This is a genomic window from Stenotrophomonas sp. YJH_SMC_94-11 (assembly GCF_059370435.1).
The window spans coordinates 119,005-138,545 of sequence record NZ_JCAFTR010000009.1 but is presented as its reverse complement, the minus strand read 5'-3'; the positions used below and the strand labels follow the sequence as shown (position 1 = coordinate 138,545).

Below are 19,541 nucleotides of genomic sequence, written 5' to 3'. Positions count from 1 at the left end.
GTCATGTCCGTTTTCTAAGGAAGCGCTTGTTGAAAGTGTCGTAGGTCTGCACCGGTGGACCGCTGTAGAGGTCCGTCGAGCAGGCCATGAGGACTGCTTCGGTCGCGTTGTGGCCTGCCTTCATGGCGGCCAGGGCAATCGCACCACCACTACCGGCGACGAGGAAGTCGCGCCGGAGGTCGAGAGGGAGACCGTCGTGGTAGAAGGCCACCGGGTTGTCCCGCAGGCCGACCACGAGGATCGTGTACTCGCCCTTGGTCAGTTCGTCGAATCCCTCCGACAGCTCGCGCACGGCTCGCTGGATGTGGGAAGTGGTGCCCGCGCCGAACACCACCAGGTCGCGCCCGGTGGTGTCGGTGGTGCGGTAGAACTTCTCCTCCTCGTACCGCAGATCACCAGCGGTGACCTGCGAGTCGATAGCAACGAGCCGGCCGTCAAAGGCCAGCGTGGTCACTGCTTGATGTGCTCCCGCCAGTAGCTCGGGGTGAACGCAGCCCACTCGATGTCGCTCACGTCATCCCACAGGCGCTCCGCGGCATTCCGCAAGTGCTCCCACAGGCCGCCGAGGACGACGTAGGGCAGCGCCAGGAACACGGCGACGAACAGCCAGCCGGTGTAGGTGCGACGGGAGGTCTCGCGCAGGCGCTCCGGGAGCCACTGCGAGGCGAGGGCAATGCGCAGCGCTACGTACCCCTTGGCGCGCTCGTAGGCGCGCACCAGGCGCTCGCTGGCGCGGTTGTAGATGGTCTTGATGGTCACTTGGAGTTCCAGAGTTTGACTTCCGCCTCGCGGCGGTCGATGAGGCCGGGCAGGTCCGTCAGCACGCCCTTGACGCGACCCTTGGTCCATCGGCGGAGCTGTGCGGGCACCGCCGCGTAGTCGCCCGCGTTGAGCACGCGGAGCAGGGTGGAGCTGGCGAAGTTGCCCTCGCCGAGGTTGAACACGAAGTCGATCAGAGCGGCTTCCTGCGGCGCGCTGAGGGGCACGCGCACGTATCGACGGACGACCGTAGCGGCCTTGGAGAGGTCAGCCTCCAGCAGCTCCACAGCGCGTTCCTCGGTGATGCGGAGGCCGGGCTTCACGTCACTGCCGGTGTGGCCGTAGCCGATGGTCCACTTGTCTGCGGGGCACAGGTAGGCCACCAGGCGCAGACCCTCCGACTTCATCGTCAGAGGGCGCGCGAGCTGGACAGCCTGGCTCACACCGGGGCGTAAGGGTTCGACTGGCCGCCCTGGGTGTGGCAGCAGGGAGCGTGGTTGCAGTCGCACGGCGTTACCGGCGCGGGTGCGCTCGGGCCGTCGTTGTCGTCGTCGTTCTTGCGGCGCAGGAACAGGTACAGCAGGGCAGCGGCGGCGAGCGCCATCAGCCACGCAGCGAGCGTGTTGGACATTGGGTCTCCTACAGGATGTCGAGGTAGTTGTCGGGTGACGGCACGCGGCCGGTCACGGACTGGATGAAGGAGGCGTACTCGCGGTCGAGCAGCTCCTCCAGGTAGCGCTGCTCCTCCTTGGACACGTCTCGGGAGAGCTGGTCGGCCCAATACTTCACGGCCATCGCCAGCGCTTCGAGGCGGTCGTCGTGGCGCAGTGCGCCGCGGTCGCGCGTGATGCGCGTCAGCTGGTAGAACAGCTGGTACTTCTGCTCGGACTTCTGATCGGCGCGGATGATCGAGGCATCGACCACCAGGCGATGCTGGTTCAGTACCGGCTCCAGCACGTCGATGATTCGGTTCTCCTTCGAGGTGCCATAGTGCTTCACCTCCTCGATGGAGCACGGGTACACGCGCGCCAGGACGCCGGAGAGCATCTTGGCGAACATGCCGTCGCCGAAGTTGGCCTCAATGAGGACTGCGGAGACCTTCTCGGCGCGCGCGATGTGCGCCAGGGTCTCCAGCGTGTCGTCGTCGTAGCCGCCCTTGGTCGCACCAGCACGGCGCGCGTAGAGCATGCCGCGAAGCATGCCGACGACCGCGTAGCCGGTTTCGTCGCCGCCTCGGCCCGAGGGGTCGATGGCGAGCACCTTGCCGGTGAACTCCTCCATTTCCGAGGCGAGGTACATGGGCCGGTACAGGCGGTCGCCGGTGAAGCCCACGGACGGGATGTCGCTGACGATGTACTCCGGGCCGCTGCTGTAGACCACGCGGATCGGAGCGACCTCGCGGTCCACGTCCATCACGATCAGGTCGGACAGCTTGAGCGGGTACTTCTCGGCGTCGGACAGCGACGCATCGAGCATGAACTGGAGCATGAAGCCGGAGCGTCCGTAGGACGCCTCGCGCTCCATCAAGTCCTCATCGGAGAAGCGGACGCTCTCGCAGTTCTTCCAGGCGAGCTTGGGGTTCGCGTCGAACGCATCGGCGATCATCGGCGCGAGGCGGTCGCCGTACACCTGGCGGTGCTTGGTGTCCTTCGGGTAGCGCGCAGGCCAGATGCGGATGACGTAGCCGCGCTCGGGCAGCTTGTTGTAGAGCGACTCCTCGGTCTGCGGAGTGCCGAGGTAGATGATCTCGCCGCCCGGCTTGAGCACCGCATCGAACTCCTTGACCAGCTCGGCGAGCTTCTCGCGCTGCACGACGGTCATGGAGTTCTTCGGGACTTCGATGTCGTCCGCGATGATGGTGTCGGCGCGGGAGCCGGTGAGCTGGCCGTTGATACCGACCGACTTCACCGAGGGCGACTGATCGGGCTGCGCGGGGCCGACATCGAACGCCAGGTTCGAGTTGCGCTGGTCGGGACGCGGGCGCAGGTGTTGCAGCTCAGGCAGGGTTTCGATCAGGCGCTTGACGAACACCGAGAACGCATCGGCGCGTTCCTTCGATGCCGATACCACCATGATCTTGTGCTGGGGGTCTTTCCAGAGGAGCCAGCAGACGTAGGCGGCCGTCACCCAGGACTTGCCGACGCCGCGGTACGCCATGATGACGCGACGGCGCGGGCCGGTTTTCAGGAACTCGCAGATGTCGTACTGGATCGGAGTGGGGCTTGGTAGCCCCAGCTCCTTCCAGACGTACCAGGCGAAGTTGCGGAAGTCCTCGAAAGGGTGACGAACGTGGAGGCTCGTCATGCCCTCCATCAGTTCAGCCGCCCATCCTCAGCGGGATCGAACGGGAACTCGGACACCTTGTCGGCCAGCTTGCCCAGCGGTGAGCCGGGCGGCGTGGCCGCAACGTCGATGCCGTTGTCCTTGAGAAACTGCCGGGCCACGTTGAGGATCGAGGCCAGGCCCTTCGCGTCCGACTCCATCGAGTCGATGGTGTCGGCGAGCTTGTCCGCGACTGCGGCGTGCAGTCGCTCCAAGGCATCCTTGGGGGCGGTCACTTGTTGACGACGCGGTTCAGTACGGTCTCCAGCGCGGACGTGCCGAGCGACGCCAGGATGCACGCGAGCGCGACCTGGGCGACGAAGGAGACGCCGGGGATGAAAATGACGATGGCACCAGCGGCAAGGCCGGTAGCGCCAGAGAGGATTGCGCGGCCGAGCGCCTGCTTCCAGGTGATCGGATCGTTCGACGTGAGCATCTTTGCGATGCCCACGATGAGGCCGACGCCCGCGAGAGCGCCGACCAGCTTCACTTCATCGTGCATTAGGTCTCTTGTAGGTGGTGGATGCGTTAGAGCGGACGACCGAAGCTGTACTCGTAGTTGCCGGTCAGGGTGATCTGCGTGACGCCATCGGTGACGACGACAGTGAACTGCCCCATGCGGGAGGTGTTCCGCCCCGAGGCGGTCACAGTGCCGCCGAGGCCGCTGCCGGAGATCGACGCGCCGCCTGTGACGGAGCGGGAGACCACGGAGTAGTTGCCGGTGCCGCCCGAGCAATAAACGCTGAACGACTCGCTGACCGTGCCGTTGGTGGACTGAGGCCAGTTACCCATCAGGTAGCTCGGCGACAGCGATGCTTGGAACGGCGTCGCCTTGACCGCGTTGTAGAACTGCGAGGCGTAGATCGGGCCGCTCGTGGGGACGCCGTAGTTGGCCGGAACGTCGGGCACCAATCCACGTCCTCGGTAATACTGGTCCGCGTAGATCGGGTAGCCGCCGCCAAACTCGGCGCGGATCATTTCCCAGGAGATAGGGCCGGAGCCGGGGAGGGCCATCAGGCACCTCCCCCAAGGTCCGCGACGCGCTTACGCAGCGCCTGCACCTCAGCGATCAGGAAGGGAACAGCCTTCTCCCACTGGATCGTCTTGATGCCGTTTGCGTGCGTGGCGACCATCAACGAGTAGACCTCCTCGGCCTCCTGCGCGATGCCGCCGACCTCATGCTCCGCACTCGGGTGGAACGTGGGATTCAACTCGGCGATAGCTTCGGCGTCCCAATCGAACTCGCGCACACGGAATCGGTCGAAGAAGTCGCCCACCTTGGAGGCCGAGGCGTCCACGATGTTCTTCTTGAGACGCGCATCGGACGCATAGGCGACGATGTTGCCCGTGGCGATCCAATTGTTGCTTGCGTCGCGGTAGGCGCACCACGCGAAGGCATTGTTGGCGAGGAAGCCGTGCTGGTTGTCGTTACAGTGTATCCAGTGCGTCGTGCCGGCGTCCGTGTCGTAGCAGGCGATGGTCGGCGAGTAGCTCTCCAGTCGGAGATCGCCGCCGCTTCCGCCCGGCCCCGAAAGGCACAGACCCTTGCCGTTGTAGTTGCGAATCCAGGTGTTATCGGCCATGTACCAGCCGCCACCGTGGACCTGGTGATACCAGCCCGTACCGGACGTGTTCGAGCGCATCCAGTTGTTGCAGTAGACCTCACCGACAGCGGTGATGTTCTGTGCGCTCACATGACTGGCGAAGTTCGCACTGTTATCCCCGTTGATACGGAACAGCCACACGTTGTTCGTCGCGTCCCAAATGCCGGTGTTCGGCGTAGCCGTCGCAGCGAAGCGGATGGACCGCCCGCCAGTCGGGTTGAGCTGCACCGACAGGTCACTCGCCCCGCCAATGTTGATGAGGTTGGTGAACTGAGCGCTCGTCGAGTTCGCCTTGGCGTCCAGTGCGCCTTGGAGGCCGCTGACGTTGGCGATGGTGTGCGTGTGGCCCGCGTCGGCCTTCCCTGCCGGGTTGAAGTTCGCCGAGGTCCAGACGGTGCCGCCAGCGTTGAGGGACGCGACGCCACCCGTACCGTCCGCAAACCGGAACTCAATCGAGTTGGCTGTCGGGGGGACGTAGACGTAGCGATCCAGCGAGCCGAGATAGACCACACCAGCCGCCGCATTGCCGCCGAAGCCCTGCGCACGAATCTGACCGGCCGCGAACGTCTTGATGCCGCCGATGCTCTGATCGTCGGTGACGTTGACGACGTTGGCGATGTCGGTGGAGTTGTGCGTGTGGCCGACAGCGGACTTGCCATCCAGGGCCGATTGTAGCCCCGTGACGTTGGCGATGGTGTGCGTGTGCGAGGACGCTGCCTTGCCGTCGAGCGCGGTCTGGAGACCGGTCACGTTGGCGATGGTGTGCGTATGCGACGCCGCAGCCTTGCCGTCGAGCGCAGCCTGCACCGCAGTGCTTACCGGCTTGTCCAGATCGGCGGTGTTGTCCACCTTGTCCAGACCCACCTGAGCCTTCGTGTGCGAGTGCGTGCTGGGCGGATAGGTCGTCGGCTTGCCGGTGACTTGGGTGTTGAAGTCCACGTCGCTGCGGGTTGCCAGCGCGCCCAGGCCGCCGATGTCACCAGCAACGAGCGACACGTCGCCCTGCTTTCCGGCGACGCTGGTTACCTGATCGGTGTTGTCGATCTTCTCCCAGGTAGCGCCGTAGAGCGCCTGGTCGCCGACTCGCCAGTGGATGTCACCGACAGTGCCTTCGCCGATCACCTTGTAGAAATGCCCCTTCACCGGGTTGGTCGGGAACGCACCCGTGCTGGCATCCCACGATCCCATGTAGACCAGCGAGCCGGTGACGGCAGCCTGCGCCTGGGCGGCCCAATGCTTCGCCGAGAACTCGCCCGGCGACACCTCGGTGCCCTGCGGGGCGTTCGCGTACAGGTTCGCCTTGTCGCGGGCAGCCTCGGCAGCGGTCTTGGCCGACGATGCGGTCTGCGCCGAGGTCGAGGCAGCCGACGCCGAGCCGGACGCAGCGGAGGCATGACCGGCCGCGGTGGTCGCCAAGCCAGCAGCCTCGCCAGCCTTGGTCGACGCAGCGGACGCCTGGGCTTCCGCCCGGTTGGCCTGGGTGGTTGCCTGGGTGACCGAGGTCGCTGCGGCGGTCGCGCTGTCGGCGGCTGCGGCAGCCGATGCGGCGGCAGCGGTGGCGTCAGCTTCCGCGCGGTCGGCCGCGTCGGTCGCATAGCCCAGGATAGTCTGCGCCTGATCCCGTGACGTGGCGGCAGCAGTCGCCGCTGCCTGCGCGTCCGAACGCGCCTGACCCGCTGCGGTGGCCGACGTGCCCGCCTGGCTTGCAGAGCCAGCCGAAGCCAGCGCCGAGGTGGCCGAGGCCGTCGCCGAAGCGGCGGCGTCCACTGCGGAGCTTGCCGCCTCGGTGGCGCTGTCGGCAGCCTCGGCCGCCTTGGCAGCAGCGAAGGTCGCCGCGTCGGCGGTGGCCTGCACGTCGTCGTCGATGCTCGCAGCGGATTCCGCAGCGCGCACGGCGGATGCTTCGGCAGCGTCGGCGAAGCCGGAGGCGTCATCTGCGGACGCCTGTGCGGCGTTCGCCATGCCGGTTGCCACGGACACCAGGTCGCGCACCTGCACGACCGAGCCGGTCAGCTCGTCGGTCAGCCCGGCCACGTCCTTCTGGAGCTGCGGGAACGAGGGGAGGGTGTGGTTGTTGCCCAGGCCGTCCGTCACGACGACGGTGCCTTCCTCCTGAGTCAGCAGCGCGATCATCTGATTCTCGCGCCGGTTCCAGCGGTCTACCAGCGTCGAGAGGCGCGAGGCCAGCTCGGCGTTGGAGACGTAGCCGGGGGTAGTGCTCATGCGGTGCTTGGATTCTCTCTGAGGGTTATCGGATGCCGAAGGCGAAGCCGCCAATCGACGTGATGAGGTAGTTCGGGTAGGCCGGGGCGTCGTAGCCGTGGACCTGCGGAGGCGGACTGGATGCGCGGCAACGCACGCGGAACGCGCGGGCACCGCCTGTCCATGCCCCGGACGCCGAGAGCGTCACCGACTGCTCGTAGGTGTAGAAATTGGACGCGGTGAAGGTGTTGCCGTCGCCGCCCATCTGCTGAATCAACGCGCGGTACATCGGCGGTTCGTGTGAGGCGATGACGACCCATACGGAGTCGCGCAGCTCCTCCAAGATGACGTGCAGCCCGTAGACGCGCGTGTTCGCGGTCACGGTCACCGACACGGAAGGCGTATGACCCTCGCCAGCCAGCACCGGAGCGCCGAGCCAGAACTCGTGGATCGCCACCCAATCGCCGAGCGGGATGAAGTTGTTGCCCGCCTGGTAGCAGAGGCTCGTTGCCCCGGTCCACCACACGCCGGTCGCCGACTGGAACTGCCCCACGATGTTGGGGGCATTGACGCGGCCTCGGAAGAACGCGCCGCCGTTGCGGTCCACGTAGAACACCGCGTTGTTGGCGTTCTTCGCGCCGGAGCCGACCCACAGGGGCCAGTCGCCGAGGTTGGAGATTTCCACGCGGAACTCGGCAGCGTTGACGATGTTGCCGTTGCCGTCGAGAGTGTGGGTCTTGAACGTGCCGCCGTTGATCGTGCCCGCGTTCGCCGTGAGTGCGGCTAGGGAGTTCACCCTGATCTTGTCCGCAGTGATCGTCCCGTCCACCACCAGCGCACCTTGGATACCCACGGTGGACTGGCCGCCGACTGTACCGATCACGAACGGATACTTGATGCTCGCCAGGGTGCCGCCCGAGGTGTACTGCGGGTGGACGAAGGCGAAGCGATCCGCGGTGACGATGAAGTCGCTGCCGGTCTGCGGGTTGGCGGAGAGGGCGATACCGGCGACCACGGGGACGCCGTTGATGGTGCCCGCGTTGATCTTGACCGAGTAGTTGGCCTGCCACTGACCGTACATGCCGGAGTGCTGCCCGGCGACCACATTGAACTCCTGCCGGATGGTGGCGAAGTCGCCGTCCTTGAACGCCTGGACCTGCGTGGCCGCGATGGCCTGTGCCTGCTCGGCGGTGATCTTGGTGGTGTTGAGCTGCTGCACCAGCGCGCCGGTCGGAGAGGTGACATCCAGGTCGGCCTTGCGCCAGCCGGTGCCATCCCAAATCTGCGTCAGGTACGCGCCGGTCTGCCCGGTCTTGACCCAAAAGGTCGGAACCTTGAAGCCGCCAGCGGGCGGGGAGGGCTGTGCGTCCGAGAAGATCGTCGGCGCGGTGCTGGTCTCAAGCGTGGACACCTGGGACGCCAGGGCTTCGCGTGCGGACGCTTCGGTGTCGATGCGCTGCTCGAAGGCAGCCGAAACAGCCGACACCTGGCCGTCGATCTCGTTGGCGATCCCCTGCGGCACGTTCGCGCCGTAGCTCGCCGCCATCTGCTGCCGGAATGCCGTGTTGGCACCCTCGGCATCCGTCAGGGCTTCCGTGGTCTCGGCCAGGCCAGCGATGTTCTCGCCGTGGCGAACCACTGCCGTCTCAACGTCGGACACGCGGGCCTTGGTCGCGTCAACCTCGGCCATGACTGCGGTGCGGACCTGCGCCGCGCTGTCCTCGATCTCTGCGCCGAGGCGTTGCTCGGTGGCCGCGCGCGCCGCTTCGGTGGTGCTCTCCACCTCGTCGATGCGCTGGTTGAGCGCTGCGGAGATTGTCTTGCCGTTCTCGACCACCTGGCCTTGCAGCTCGGTGATCGCCTCGACGCGCGCAGAGTGCTCGTCGGCGATGGCGCGATTGACCTCCAGGAACCGTGCTTGGTTACTCTGCTCGCCGTAGTCCACCCGCGCGAACAGGTCGATGATCTGCTGCGCGATGACCTTGTTGCCTTCGGTCAGCAGCCCGATCTCATGGGTGGCCGTGCTGATCTTGTCGCCGTAGTCGCGCTGCACGTCGAAGAACTCGTGCGAGCGCATGATCTCCTCCAGGATCGCCTCGGCGTTCACGTCGATGAGGTCGATGCGGGTCAGCAGGTCTTGCAGTGCTGGCGAGCGGAGGAGCTGCTCGATGATTGCATTGAGGTCCGGGTTGCCACCGGGGTTACCGGGGCCGCCACCGGGGAGGCCGCTGCCGCTACCGAACTCGGCGAGTTCCTGGTGTGCGTACAGTAGTTGGCGGAACGACTTGGACAAGTCGCGCGCCGGGAGGTTTGCGCCTTCCTTGTAGTTGACCAGGAGGGCGTCAATCGGCGTGAATCGCCGGATGGTCACAGTGTAGGGTGCGTCGAGCACGCCATCCTGCGACGGAATCTCGATGGTGCTGGCGTCCACCCACGACACGGAGACAGCGCGGGCCGCGTCCGGTTCACCGACGAACGCCCGGATGTGTTCGCGGGCGATGTACAGGAACGGCACGGTGAACCGCGTAGGGCCTCCCTCGTAGGTGTAGAGCACGAAGGAAAGGCCGCGCGATAGTTCGATCATGCGTCCTCAAAAAGGTGGAGGCCCCGAAGGGCCTCCTGGTTACGGTCGATCAGTCCCGTCCTTGCGGTCGGGGAACTGCTGTAGGGCTTGATCCGCGATGTTGCGGACGCCCGTCATGTTGTTGAACCACCAAATCTTCCAGAAGTCGCGCATCTGCTTCTCGGTGATCTCCTCGTCGTCGCGGATGGCCGAGCCGATCATCCGCGTGCTGCCGTAGACCTTGTTGAACAGGTCGATGGACGGGATGCCCATCACGCCGTTCTCCAGGCCGGTCGAGCGGTTGTTGGCGAATACCGGGTCGTTGCCCAAGGCGTCAGCCCACACTGCGTCGGTGACTGCGGGGATGACGTTCGACCAGCTCGATTGCGCGACAGCGTTCTTGTAGAAGTTAGCCTGCGTGAGCTGCTTCTTCCGCTGCTCGGGGTTGCCAGCGGTGTTGATGTACGTGCGAGCCGCCCAGCCCATCCCTGCTGCCGAGGTGGACAGCACGACCATCGCGTAGGTGCGCCAGTCGTCGTAGTGGTGGACCGAGTTCAGGAAGTGGCGGGTGAAGCTGTTGATCATGAAGCTGCGGAACTGCGTGACGATGCGGCCGGTGGTGGAGTGCATCAGCTCGATGCTGTCCGAGGCATCACCTTCGAGAACCTGGTGTCGCGTCACGCGGAACAGGAATGCCGCCATGCGCTCGCGCGTCTGGAACGGCAGCTTGTCCGGGTCGATCTGCTCGATCTGTCGCTTGCCTTTCAGGTAGCCGAACACGTCGGCCTGGGCCTTCTCGTCGAGGCCCCAGGTGCGCAGGCGGGCCACTTCGGCGTCCGACAGCTTCTTGGCGTTCGCCATGTCCAGCAGCCGCAGCAGCGTGGCGCGACCGGCGATGCGTTGGAGCATCGTGTTGATCGGGGCCATGCCGGATGCGACCGAGGTGACGTGCGTCGCCATGTTCATCGCGTTGTCGATCTTCTCGCCGTGCTTGACATTGAACGTCTGCGGCACGAGCGCGTCCTCGTCCAGGCGCAGGAACGGCGGGTTGCGCAGCCAGTCGGTGCCGGGTGCGAACAGTCGCTCCATCACGCGCGCCTCCTGCGAGGACAGCTTGCCGTCAGCACCGCGCACCAGGAAGTCGCGGGCGGCACCCACGGAGTTCCAGAAGTTGCGGAGACCAGCATGCGCGATGGTCGGGCCAAGCTCGGCGAACAGCGAGAAGCCTACCTGGTTCATCACGCGGGCGAAGTTCCAGTTGCGCAGGAACCGCGCGTAGCGTGCGCCACGGCTGGCGGGATCGAGTTCGGTGCTGCGACCGAAGGTGGACTTGAGGCCGATGTCGATCAGGCGCTCGATGTCCTTCACGTCGTCGCCGGACTTGCGGGCGTCGCTCTTGAGCTTCGACACGAAGCGGTCGAGCTGTGCGCGGTTCTTGATGCCAGCCTTCGACGATAGCGCCGACCAGCCGGTGATCTCGCGCATGTAGCGGGTCATCACCGAGTCCACGTCGTTGTCGAACAGGTCGGCCATCGAGACCTGCACGTCCTCGCCAGCCTCGTTGCGGATGGTGGTGGAGTAGGTCTCGTCGAGGTCGATGCGCTTCTTCGCGCGGTCGAGCTTGCCCGACTCGTAGGTCTTGCGCTCCAGCTTGGACAGCAGCTCTTGCGACCGCACGGGCGAGACGCCCGCCTCGGTCAGCATGTTGCCGATCTCCTCGACCGAATCGTTGTCCAGCGGGCGGACCAGCAGGTCCATCCCGTCGCCCTCGAAGTTCGCCTGAGCGCGCTTGAGGTAGGAGCGTGCAACCGCCCCGAGCAGCTCGTCGTCGATCTCGTCGCCTTCGTCGGCGGCGGCCTCCCATGCGCGACGCATGGCGGGCTTGATGAGCTGGTCGATCACGTCGTCCTGGTGGAGCTGCATTTCGCCGAACAGGCGCTTGAAGCCCTTGCCGCTCCAATAGCGCGGCAGGTAGTTGCCGTTCTGCGCCACGTTGGCGAAGCCGTCGAGGTTGCTGTCCTGCGCCAGCTTGAGCGCATCCCGCATCGCCTTGGCGACGCTTCCGGCAGCCTTGGCGGCTTCCGGTGACACGTCCGGCGCACCGCGCACGGCACGGCCGACCTCCTCGTTGAACTTGGCGCGCTCGGAGAAGTTCCACCAATGCGTGCCCGTCCGTTGCTTGTAGGCGTCCCACGCGGCGTTCACTCCGCTCCGCCATTCCGTCTCCATGACGGCCAGGTGGCGCTTGGCGAACTCGCTGGTGGACTCCTGGACCGCGACGGAGCGATCGGTGTAGCCGACGCCATCGCGGAACAGCAGGCGGCCCGCCTCGCGCACCAGCGGCGACTTGGCGCTACCCATGCGGGCAGCAAGATCGCGGCGGACGGTGGCGAAGTGGGGCGTGATGTGCGCGTTGACCAGCGCCTTGTCGGTGAACTCCTGCTCGAATGCGGTCTCATTGCGCAGCGGGAGGACGCCGGGCGTCGGGTCGGTGGTGGCGGTGCCAGCAACGCGGGCGGCCGACAGCGAGTCGTCACCAGCCAGCCGCTTCACCACGTCAGGCTTGACCTCGCCATCGAACAGGGCACCCCGGCGAGCGCCGAGGGCACCACCGAACGCGAACGACAGGGCGGCGCTCTGCACGCCATCCGCGAGCGTCTGCTCGGGGTCGTAGGTGGAGGTTGCGGCCGACATCAGCGCGGAGGTGCCCGCAGCCTGTAGACCGGAACGCACCGCGTTGGCGAGGCGTCCGGCCTTGGCTGCGTACCCCAGGCCGCCCGTGGCGAGATCGAGGCCGGTTGCCACCGGGTCGGTGAAGCCGAGGGCGATCTGTCCGCCCAGGCCAAACTGCGCCAGGTCGTCGTCCGCCATCTGATTCATGAAGGCCACGGATTCCAGATAGGAGAGGTGCTCGTCGGACGTGGCCCGGCCGAACAGCTCCCACTGCTCCGGGCGCAGGCCCATCGACTCCCAACGCTTGCGCGCGTCTGCGGGAATGCGATAGCCCTGCTGCGGCTCGTAGCCCAGCTCGGTGATGAAGCGGTCGATGAAGCCGATGCCGCCCTTTGCCTGGGCAGCGCCCCATCCGTCCCATACGGTCGTCTGATCCTTCCGGCGCTGCGCGGCCTCTCGCTGCTCCTTGCGCTCGCGCACGGCTTGCACGATGGGCTGCTGGGTTGCCGGCTTGACGATGTTCTCGTCTGCGCCGGGTAGGGATTCAAACATGCGGTCTTACTTCCTCGTCAGGTACTCCAGGAAGTCCTCGGGGACTGCCGGGGTGGTGGTGGTTTGCTTGGTGCCCGCGTTGGGGACCAGCGGCTTGGTGAGGTCGAACTTGGGCAGCTCGAAAGCGGCGGCCTCGGCGGCGCTGGCGTCGCGCTTGGCGATGGTCGCGGGGACTTCCGTTGTCGCCGACTGCGAGCGCAGGTCGCGGATGTTCCGGGACTGATCCGCCCAGGTGGTGCGCTGCTCGACCCGACGACGCGCCTGGGATTCCGCAAGGTCTCCCTTCCAGCGCTGGTGCTGTGCCGCGATGGCACGCGGGTCGAAACCGATGGCGCGGCCGGTGTCAGGGTCAGGGATCAGCCAGTTGTCGGGGCCGACGATCTGCCACTGCCCAGGATTGCGGGGATTGGGCAGGGCCGACAGCTCATCCGGGTCGCGGCCGAGCTTGCGCGCGACCGTCTGGATCAGCTCGTCTACCGCTGGCTCGGCACCCTGCGGCATGCCGATGTTCGGCACGCGGCGGCCGTTGACGGTCGTGCGCTGGGCGTCGATCTGACCGACCGCTGCACGGATGGCGGCTTCGCCGGACACGCCGCCACGAGAGGCGATGCGCTCGGCTTCCTGGCGGATGCGGTACAGCTCACGCGGGTCGCGCGGCTTGCCGTCGATCTCCAGGTAGTCCTTGATGCCGGACTTCCAGGTGTCGTTGATGACCGAGCGGGCCTCCTCGACTTCGCGCTTCGGTTGCGTCAGGACGCGAGCGGCCTCCTGGTGCGACTGACCGCTGCGCCGGGTGTCGTAGAGGTACTGGTCCAGCATCGCGGCAGCCTCGCCGCCAGCGACCGTATCGGCGTACTTGGGCGAGACCTTGCGGAGCTGTTCGTACAGCGTCGCGGCGTTCTGGAAGTTCTCCTGGAACGCCGGGTCGGCGCGCTTGAGGATGCGTTCGAGCTGAGGGATGACGATGCCCTGCCGTGCCCACTTCTGGAGCACCTGGCCGCGTGTGGCCTGCGGGGTTTCCTCCCACTCCTTACCGGCCTGCTTCTTGAGGTCGGCGTCGCTGATCTCGTAGGGGTTGCCCCCGGCGACCAGCTTGCGGATGCGCTCCTCTCGGGCGCGCTCCTTCGCTTCCTGCTCCCAGCGGCGGAGAGTCTGCTCCTGCTGGTTGTTCCAGTAGCGCTTGAAGGACTGGAGGTCGCCGCCGCTCAGGCCGAACTTGCTGGCCCAGGTGTCGATGGTCTTGTGGGTGAGCTGGCCGCGATCCGCGAGGCCCTGGAGCGTCCACTCCGCCTCGGCCATCGCCTGCTTGCGTGCCTCGTCCTCGCGGTGTGCGATTACGCGGGCACCAGCGGCAGCCGCCGCGCGCAGCTCGTCGCCGTGCTCGGTGTTCATCAAGCCTGGCTGGCCGTCGCCGCGGTCCTTCTCCAGGAACGCCAGGATCGACTGAGGATCGCGGTTGCCCGCAGCCAGCTCCTCCTTGGCGGCCTCGACGTAGAGTTCGTCCACGTCGCGCTTGTTGAGGTAGGCGTACTCCTCCTGATCCAGCATCGCGTACAGGCCGTTCATGCCCTCGGAGGTGAGGAACGTGCCGCCCTTGATGCCGTCGCGGATGATCGCGGTCAGCGACTCCTTCTGCCGCACCAGCATTTCCCGCATCGAGTCGGCCTGCCACTGCTGGCGGACCTGCTGCGCGGCGCGCATGGCGACCGGCATCAGGGCCTTGCGGACCTGCGGGTCTTGGAACTCGGGGTTCTGCGTCAGCGCCGCCATCCGCTCCTTGATGAGCGGCTCGATGTCGGTGCCGGGTTCGGCCTTGGCGATCTCCTTGGCCGCTTCGATCTGCCAGTCGCGGACGCGGATGATGCCGTCAGCCTTGAGGTAGCCGCGACGCCATGACTCCGACTGCTGGGCAACGAAGTCCTCGGCCTGCCGGGGCGTACCCTCGGCGTCCTCCTGCATACGTTGGGTCGCCGCGGCGGTGTACTGCTCGCGGCTGTTGGAGATCATCTGCGAGTTGACGGAATCCGAGACGCGCGTCAGCACCGCAGCGGCGGTGCGAGAGAGGGCACCGGCACCAGCGGAGGACGCCTGGTCAGCCTGCACCGCCAGAACGGGGCGCTCGGCGAGACGCTGCGGCACCTGCGCGCGGCGGATGATCTCTTGGGGTTTCGTGCGAGCCACGGGTTACTCGTCTCCGGGGATGGAATAGCGCTTGTAGGTTTGGATGTTGCTGTAGGCGTTCGCGCCTGACTGCATCACGCCGCCCATCGCCTCGGCATTGCCGGTGCGGATACGAGCGCGTGCTTCGGAGCCGCTTTCGACGACTCCGTTCCTGCGGTTCTTCTCGATGAGGGCCACGTCACGGCCAGCCTGGGCCATGATGTCGTTCGCCAGCAGCTCGACCGAGTTGCCGGACACTGCCGCTTCTGCTGCGGAGGCGCGCATCGCGGATCGCAGTGCGCGGGCCTCCTCCATGCGCTGTTGGGTGCGCTCGGCGGCCTGGTCGTTGATCTGCTCCTGCTGACGCTCCGCGGCTTCCTCGATGGCCTTGTTGTTCTGATTCTGGCCGTACATGGTCGCCATCGCGCTGACTGCGGCGATACCGACCTGGACTGCTACGGGGTTGCACATGGGGTCTTGGTTACTCGGACGAAGGGTGTCTTGGCGAAGCCGTAGGCGGACTCGACGCCGCTCTCGCGGAAGCCAAGCCAGCCGAGCCATCGCCGCGTGGTGACGGCGTGGACATCGACGAAGTTGAAGATGGTGCCGAAGGTGGCCGCCCACTCGTCGCTGATCCGCCGAGCTTCTCGGAGGAACGTGCGGCGGAACGAGGGAGCCACCAGGGCGTCGGTGCCCAGCAGCCAAACCGAGGCGATACCCTCGGCGTGCTGGGTGAAGCCGAAGATGCACACGGGAGAACCGTCGTGCATCGCGGCGAAACTGCGGTCGCTCGCGGTCACTGCGTATGCGAGCGCCTGGAGCGGGGTGTGACCATGCGAAGCCGCCACCTCCAGGATGTCCTCCTGCCGCATGTTCTCGGCGACGTGGAGGATGTCGCTGGCGGTGGGGCTTCGATAGGTCAGGGTCATACTCGGCTGCGGGAGACGAACATGCCGCGCCACTGTGCTGACTGGAACCAGCACTGGAACGGCAGGCGGTTGACGAGGTGCATGCGGACGCTGTTGGCGTCACCCAGCACGGGGAACCGGCGAGAGCCGGAGTGGAACGTCGGGGCGCTGGTGCGGAACACCGAGTCGTTGAGGACGCGCGCGGTGTACGCACCGGAGTGCGACGCCACGTAGGTCTCGACTCGGCCGTTGCCGTGTTGCTCGACCTCCAGCTCGAAGTACGCGCCGTCCTTGTAGGCGACCTCGATGTCACGCACCTGCGTGCGGCCCACCAGCACGGCCTGGTTCTGCCCGCCGCGAACGATGGGCTTGGTCAGCGTGAGGCGGTGCTCGTAGTCCATGCCGACGACCACGCGGCCCTCGGTGTGGTTACCGGGGAGCGCGAGGCGGGTGCGGGCGTTGTCCCAGCGCGCCTTGGTGATGTCGAGGTACGCGCCGGGGTCTTGCCAGTCGTCCGTCTTGAGGACGGTGACCGTCATGCCATCGGGCACGATGTAGGGTAGGTCGATCCAGGTCTCGTTGCCGAACTGCTGATAGGTGGGCTGCACCACCAGCATGCGGTCGAGCAGGAAGTTGTAGTCGCCCGTGGCGTCCGCGTCGTGCTGGTTGAGCACCATGCGGAACTTGAGCAGCTCGCAGCCGCCTCCCGGCGCTTCCGCGACGGCGTACAGCACGTCGTTGATGGCGTGCATGTGGACGATGCGGCCGACGCCGGAGATTGACCAGCGCGTCCATGCGGACTGCTGCTTCTCGTCACCGATCCAGCGGACGAAGTAGACGTAGAGCTGCGCGTCGGTCGGCTCGTCAGGAGCGAAGAACACGCAGTCGGCACCACTTGCGCTCGCCATCGCTCGCATGCGGCCCGGCATCAGCTTGGGCACATGCGCGGTCACGTCGGCGGCGTCGCCGGTCACCGACAGGTCGTCGATGAAGTATTCGCGCACGCTTGCGTATGCGCCGCTGTCCTCGGTGAAGTACAGCGACTCGCCCATCAGCTTCGGCCGGATGTACGGCGAGCTGCTGTAGCTGTTGACCGGATCGCTCTTGACGTTCTTGGCGGCCAGGTACGGCTCGGCGGTCAGGAGGAACTGGCCGCCCGCAGCGGCAAGGAACAGGGCCGACTGGAACGGAACTGCGTGGTAGAGCGTGGTGACGCCGTTCGACCCGCTGACGCTTACGTCGATGGGGTCGGCGTCGAGCACCTGGGTCACCGAAGTGCGCCAGAGGTTGAACGGGTCGGAGACCTCGGACATCAGCACGTTCTCCCCGGCCAGTAAGCCCAGGCGGTCCCGGTGCTTGAACACCTCGCGGATGCGCTGGCCGTCGATGGACGGGAACGGGTTGCTTTGCTCGTCACCCGCGAGGCGAGCGGTCCACTCCGGTCCACCGAAGGAGAACCAAAAGCCGTCCGCATGCACCGGATCGGGGATGCGCTTGAGGATGTGCGGCATCGTCTTGGCATCGAAGCGGTGCTTGATGCCCGGCCGGGCGACCTCCAGGTAGACCGAGGAGGACTGCTTCTGGACGTAGTAGTCGTCGAACTGCGACTCGGACGAGCCGATGATGTTGTAGATCGCGCCGGTCGGCACAACGGCCGAGCCTTTGTCACCGGGCTTCGGCAGGTCGGACATCGTTTGCGCCGATCCGTACAGCGAACCGGGCGACAGCTCGTCGCTCTGCTTCACGTCTACCAGCCGGTTGACGATGAAGGTGGTGTCGGAGAACGTCGCCAGCGCGAAGCACGACCACGCACGCTGTCCCTGGGTGTCCAAGTAGTTGAGCGCGTCGCCCGTGGCATTGACGGTGTATTCCTTGCCGGTCTCGTGGTCGAACACGCGGATGCTGCGGTGACCCACGGCGACGATGTAGCACTCGTTCTCATCGCGGACGATGGAGTGGAAGGCACAGTCGTGATCGAGGGTGACGCCAAGTCCAGCAACGAACTCGGCGGGCGGGCGCTTGCCCGCGCCCATTGCGGCATGCAGCCAGGCGTTGATCGCCTTGGTGAGCTGGTTCGGCGAGCGGACGGTATCGTCCTGCTGCGACTCGCCTCCCAGGAACGAGGGATAGTCCCCCGTGATTAGCGGCATCAGCGGTCCCAAATATCAGACACGTCCGTCGAGCCACTGAGGAAGTTGTGGCCGCGGGCGTAGGTGAAGTCAGCGTGCTCCTGCGCGAAGATGAGGTATGCCTCCTCCTCGTGCTTCTCGGTGAACACGTAGAGCTGGTCGCTACCCAGCACGCTCGTCTGGAACAAACGCGCAGCGCGCACGGCGATGTAGCGGCGGGCCGACTCGGGCAGCTCCTCGTAGGCGAGGAACCAGGTCACGAAGTCGGCGGTGGGTGCCGACGAGAACGTGTCGGCGAGGGTGAGCGGGTTGATGAGGCGCGTGCCTCGGATCACCAGCGGCTCGCTTCCGCGTGCGGGGACGAGCTTGAGGATCGACTGCGGCGGCAGCACCTTGCCTTCCGCGTTGAGCGTGAAGGTGAACGACTCGCTGGTGTTGAACCACCAGCCAGCGGTTTGGACCTCGCGGCTCACCGCGCGGAGGGTGTCGCGCGCCTGCGAGGCGTACAGGTTGCCGAGCGCTTCGAGGTCGCTGATCGGCGCTTCGCCGATAGCACCGAGCAGCACATTGACGGCTTCGAGTTCCGTGGTCGGAGTGAGTTCGAGGTTCATGGATTCGGGGCAAAAAAACGGGGGACACCCATGTGGATGTCCCCCGTAGATGGAGAGAGATTGAAGCGCCGCGGGATTTGCCCAACGGCGCTGTATTGCTTACGGAGCCTTCGACAGCTCGATGGCACCGCGCGGAGCCAGGATGCCGTGACCCAGCGCGTACTTCGCCAGCATCAGGGTGCCCTGCTTCTCGCCCTGGTACACGTCCTCCAGGGACAGGTCCAGCAGCTTGAGGGTGCCGACCGCCGAGCGGTGGAAGATCACGCCCACGGTGTCCGCAAAGTTGCCGCGGTACTTGGCAGGGATCGAGGCCAGGGCCGACTCATCGACACGCGGCATCGCGTTGATCTTCACCAGCGGGATGCGAGCGACCGAGGAAATGATCGCCTGGCCGTAGGAGCCGTTCGATTCCGCGTTGATGTCGCGGTCGATCAAGTCCTTGTTCTCGGTCAGCAGATACCACTGAGCCGGGGCCAGTGCGCCAGTGAACTCCTGCGGGTTGTCCGGCAGCAGCTTCTCGTCGAACAGCATGCGGGCGTTGCGGAACGCATCGGCCAGCACGGTCGGATCGGAGGCCATCGTGGCGGCCTTGATGATGGCACCACCCGGCTGGCCTTCGACCTTGCCTTCGGTGGTGCGAGCGGCCAGGATCGCGCAGCGCAGCTCGTTCTGCATACGCTTGAGCGCCAGCTCCGCACCCTGCTGACGGGTGTACTCGGAACGCACGTCGTAGTGGTTCATCGCCTCGTCGATGTTGGCGATGAAGGCGTGCGAGATCAGCATCGGATCGAGGGTGATGATGGTCTCGTTGTGCTCGACCACCATGCCCTTGATCTCGGTGCCGGGCACATGGTACTCGGAGCCGATGGTGCCGACGTTCGGGAACGAGGCGGACTTGCCGCTCTCGATGTTGCGCACCGACACGCGGCCGTCCAGCTTGTAGTTCTCGACGAAGCTGGTGATGGTTTCAGCAGTGTAGTTCTGCTTGAACAGCGCCCAGGCGTCGCCGTTGGCCTGGGCTTGACCCAGGCGGGAGGGGATTGCGTCCGACATTTAGT

At 66.1% G+C, this 19,541-nt stretch carries 17 protein-coding genes; all 17 read right to left on the bottom strand.

What is annotated here, in order from left to right; translation table 11 throughout:
- Nucleotide 1: 1 nt before the first annotated feature.
- A complete protein-coding gene (locus AC5P74_RS16060; RefSeq protein ID WP_004154560.1) occupies nt 2–454 on the bottom strand; it encodes a hypothetical protein in 453 nt (150 codons plus the stop codon).
- A complete protein-coding gene (locus AC5P74_RS16055; protein WP_049397869.1) occupies nt 451–759 on the bottom strand; it encodes a hypothetical protein in 309 nt (102 codons plus the stop codon). Before AC5P74_RS16055 ends, AC5P74_RS16060 begins: the two co-directional genes overlap by 4 nt.
- Nucleotides 756–1,202: a lysozyme gene (locus tag AC5P74_RS16050; protein ID WP_049397868.1), complete on the bottom strand. Its 447-nt coding sequence runs from the start codon at nt 1,200–1,202 to the stop codon at nt 756–758. The genes AC5P74_RS16055 and AC5P74_RS16050 overlap by 4 nt, the downstream gene beginning before the upstream one ends.
- Nucleotides 1,199–1,390: an LPXTG cell wall anchor domain-containing protein gene (locus tag AC5P74_RS16045; protein ID WP_049434054.1), complete on the bottom strand. Its 192-nt coding sequence runs from the start codon at nt 1,388–1,390 to the stop codon at nt 1,199–1,201. The genes AC5P74_RS16050 and AC5P74_RS16045 overlap by 4 nt, the downstream gene beginning before the upstream one ends.
- A gap of 8 nt (nt 1,391–1,398) precedes the next feature.
- Nucleotides 1,399–3,063 carry a phage terminase large subunit gene (gene terL / locus AC5P74_RS16040; RefSeq protein WP_223846474.1) on the bottom strand — a complete coding sequence of 555 codons (1,665 nt, stop codon included), beginning with the start codon at nt 3,061–3,063 and terminating at the stop codon, nt 1,399–1,401.
- Between the two features lie 8 nt (nt 3,064–3,071).
- Entirely contained in the window at nt 3,072–3,317 is a 246-nt protein-coding gene (locus AC5P74_RS16035; protein WP_032961803.1) for a DNA packaging protein, read from the bottom strand.
- Complete coding sequence (locus AC5P74_RS16030) at nt 3,314–3,583, bottom strand: phage holin family protein (RefSeq protein WP_005412393.1); 270 nt, start codon at nt 3,581–3,583, stop codon at nt 3,314–3,316. The genes AC5P74_RS16035 and AC5P74_RS16030 overlap by 4 nt, the downstream gene beginning before the upstream one ends.
- 26 nt (nt 3,584–3,609) lie before the next feature.
- Nucleotides 3,610–4,095, bottom strand: a complete 486-nt coding sequence (locus AC5P74_RS16025; protein ID WP_126411773.1) for a hypothetical protein — start codon at nt 4,093–4,095, stop codon at nt 3,610–3,612.
- Nucleotides 4,095–6,908, bottom strand: a complete 2,814-nt coding sequence (locus AC5P74_RS16020; RefSeq protein WP_049434056.1) for a tail fiber domain-containing protein — start codon at nt 6,906–6,908, stop codon at nt 4,095–4,097. The genes AC5P74_RS16025 and AC5P74_RS16020 overlap by 1 nt, the downstream gene beginning before the upstream one ends.
- Before the next feature lie 25 nt (nt 6,909–6,933).
- Entirely contained in the window at nt 6,934–9,471 is a 2,538-nt protein-coding gene (locus tag AC5P74_RS16015; protein WP_053091846.1) for a phage tail fiber domain-containing protein, read from the bottom strand.
- Between the two features lie 39 nt (nt 9,472–9,510).
- Nucleotides 9,511–12,603 carry a hypothetical protein gene (locus tag AC5P74_RS16010; protein ID WP_340688878.1) on the bottom strand — a complete coding sequence of 1,031 codons (3,093 nt, stop codon included), beginning with the start codon at nt 12,601–12,603 and terminating at the stop codon, nt 9,511–9,513.
- Between the two features lie 78 nt (nt 12,604–12,681).
- Nucleotides 12,682–14,856, bottom strand: a complete 2,175-nt coding sequence (locus AC5P74_RS16005) for a hypothetical protein (RefSeq protein WP_171968788.1) — start codon at nt 14,854–14,856, stop codon at nt 12,682–12,684.
- A 3-nt stretch (nt 14,857–14,859) separates the two neighbouring features.
- Nucleotides 14,860–15,258: a virion core protein, T7 gp14 family gene (locus tag AC5P74_RS16000; protein WP_049434063.1), complete on the bottom strand. Its 399-nt coding sequence runs from the start codon at nt 15,256–15,258 to the stop codon at nt 14,860–14,862.
- A 32-nt stretch (nt 15,259–15,290) separates the two neighbouring features.
- Nucleotides 15,291–15,764, bottom strand: a complete 474-nt coding sequence (locus AC5P74_RS15995; protein ID WP_049434065.1) for a hypothetical protein — start codon at nt 15,762–15,764, stop codon at nt 15,291–15,293.
- Nucleotides 15,761–17,893, bottom strand: coding sequence for a phage nozzle protein (locus tag AC5P74_RS15990; RefSeq protein ID WP_171968787.1), 2,133 nt, complete (start codon nt 17,891–17,893; stop codon nt 15,761–15,763). The genes AC5P74_RS15995 and AC5P74_RS15990 overlap by 4 nt, the downstream gene beginning before the upstream one ends.
- Nucleotides 17,893–18,483, bottom strand: coding sequence for a phage tail tubular protein A (locus AC5P74_RS15985; protein ID WP_005412402.1), 591 nt, complete (start codon nt 18,481–18,483; stop codon nt 17,893–17,895). Before AC5P74_RS15985 ends, AC5P74_RS15990 begins: the two co-directional genes overlap by 1 nt.
- A 99-nt stretch (nt 18,484–18,582) precedes the next feature.
- A complete protein-coding gene (locus AC5P74_RS15980; RefSeq protein ID WP_049434069.1) occupies nt 18,583–19,536 on the bottom strand; it encodes a major capsid protein in 954 nt (317 codons plus the stop codon).
- Nucleotides 19,537–19,541 lie beyond the last annotated feature (5 nt).

What these genes read in the sequence shown, in the direction of transcription:
- AC5P74_RS16045 (WP_049434054.1), bottom strand. Translation starts at nt 1,390, where the DNA reads ATGTCCAACACGCTCGCTGCGTGGCTGATGGCGCTCGCCGCCGCTGCC.
- terL (WP_223846474.1), bottom strand. Translation starts at nt 3,063, where the DNA reads ATGACGAGCCTCCACGTTCGTCACCCTTTCGAGGACTTCCGCAACTTC.
- AC5P74_RS16030 (WP_005412393.1), bottom strand. Translation starts at nt 3,583, where the DNA reads ATGCACGATGAAGTGAAGCTGGTCGGCGCTCTCGCGGGCGTCGGCCTC.
- AC5P74_RS16025 (WP_126411773.1), bottom strand. Translation starts at nt 4,095, where the DNA reads ATGGCCCTCCCCGGCTCCGGCCCTATCTCCTGGGAAATGATCCGCGCC.
- AC5P74_RS16020 (WP_049434056.1), bottom strand. Translation starts at nt 6,908, where the DNA reads ATGAGCACTACCCCCGGCTACGTCTCCAACGCCGAGCTGGCCTCGCGC.
- AC5P74_RS16015 (WP_053091846.1), bottom strand. Translation starts at nt 9,471, where the DNA reads ATGATCGAACTATCGCGCGGCCTTTCCTTCGTGCTCTACACCTACGAG.
- AC5P74_RS16000 (WP_049434063.1), bottom strand. Translation starts at nt 15,258, where the DNA reads ATGGCGACCATGTACGGCCAGAATCAGAACAACAAGGCCATCGAGGAA.
- AC5P74_RS15995 (WP_049434065.1), bottom strand. Translation starts at nt 15,764, where the DNA reads ATGACCCTGACCTATCGAAGCCCCACCGCCAGCGACATCCTCCACGTC.
- AC5P74_RS15990 (WP_171968787.1), bottom strand. Translation starts at nt 17,893, where the DNA reads ATGCCGCTAATCACGGGGGACTATCCCTCGTTCCTGGGAGGCGAGTCG.
- AC5P74_RS15985 (WP_005412402.1), bottom strand. Translation starts at nt 18,483, where the DNA reads ATGAACCTCGAACTCACTCCGACCACGGAACTCGAAGCCGTCAATGTG.
- AC5P74_RS15980 (WP_049434069.1), bottom strand. Translation starts at nt 19,536, where the DNA reads ATGTCGGACGCAATCCCCTCCCGCCTGGGTCAAGCCCAGGCCAACGGC.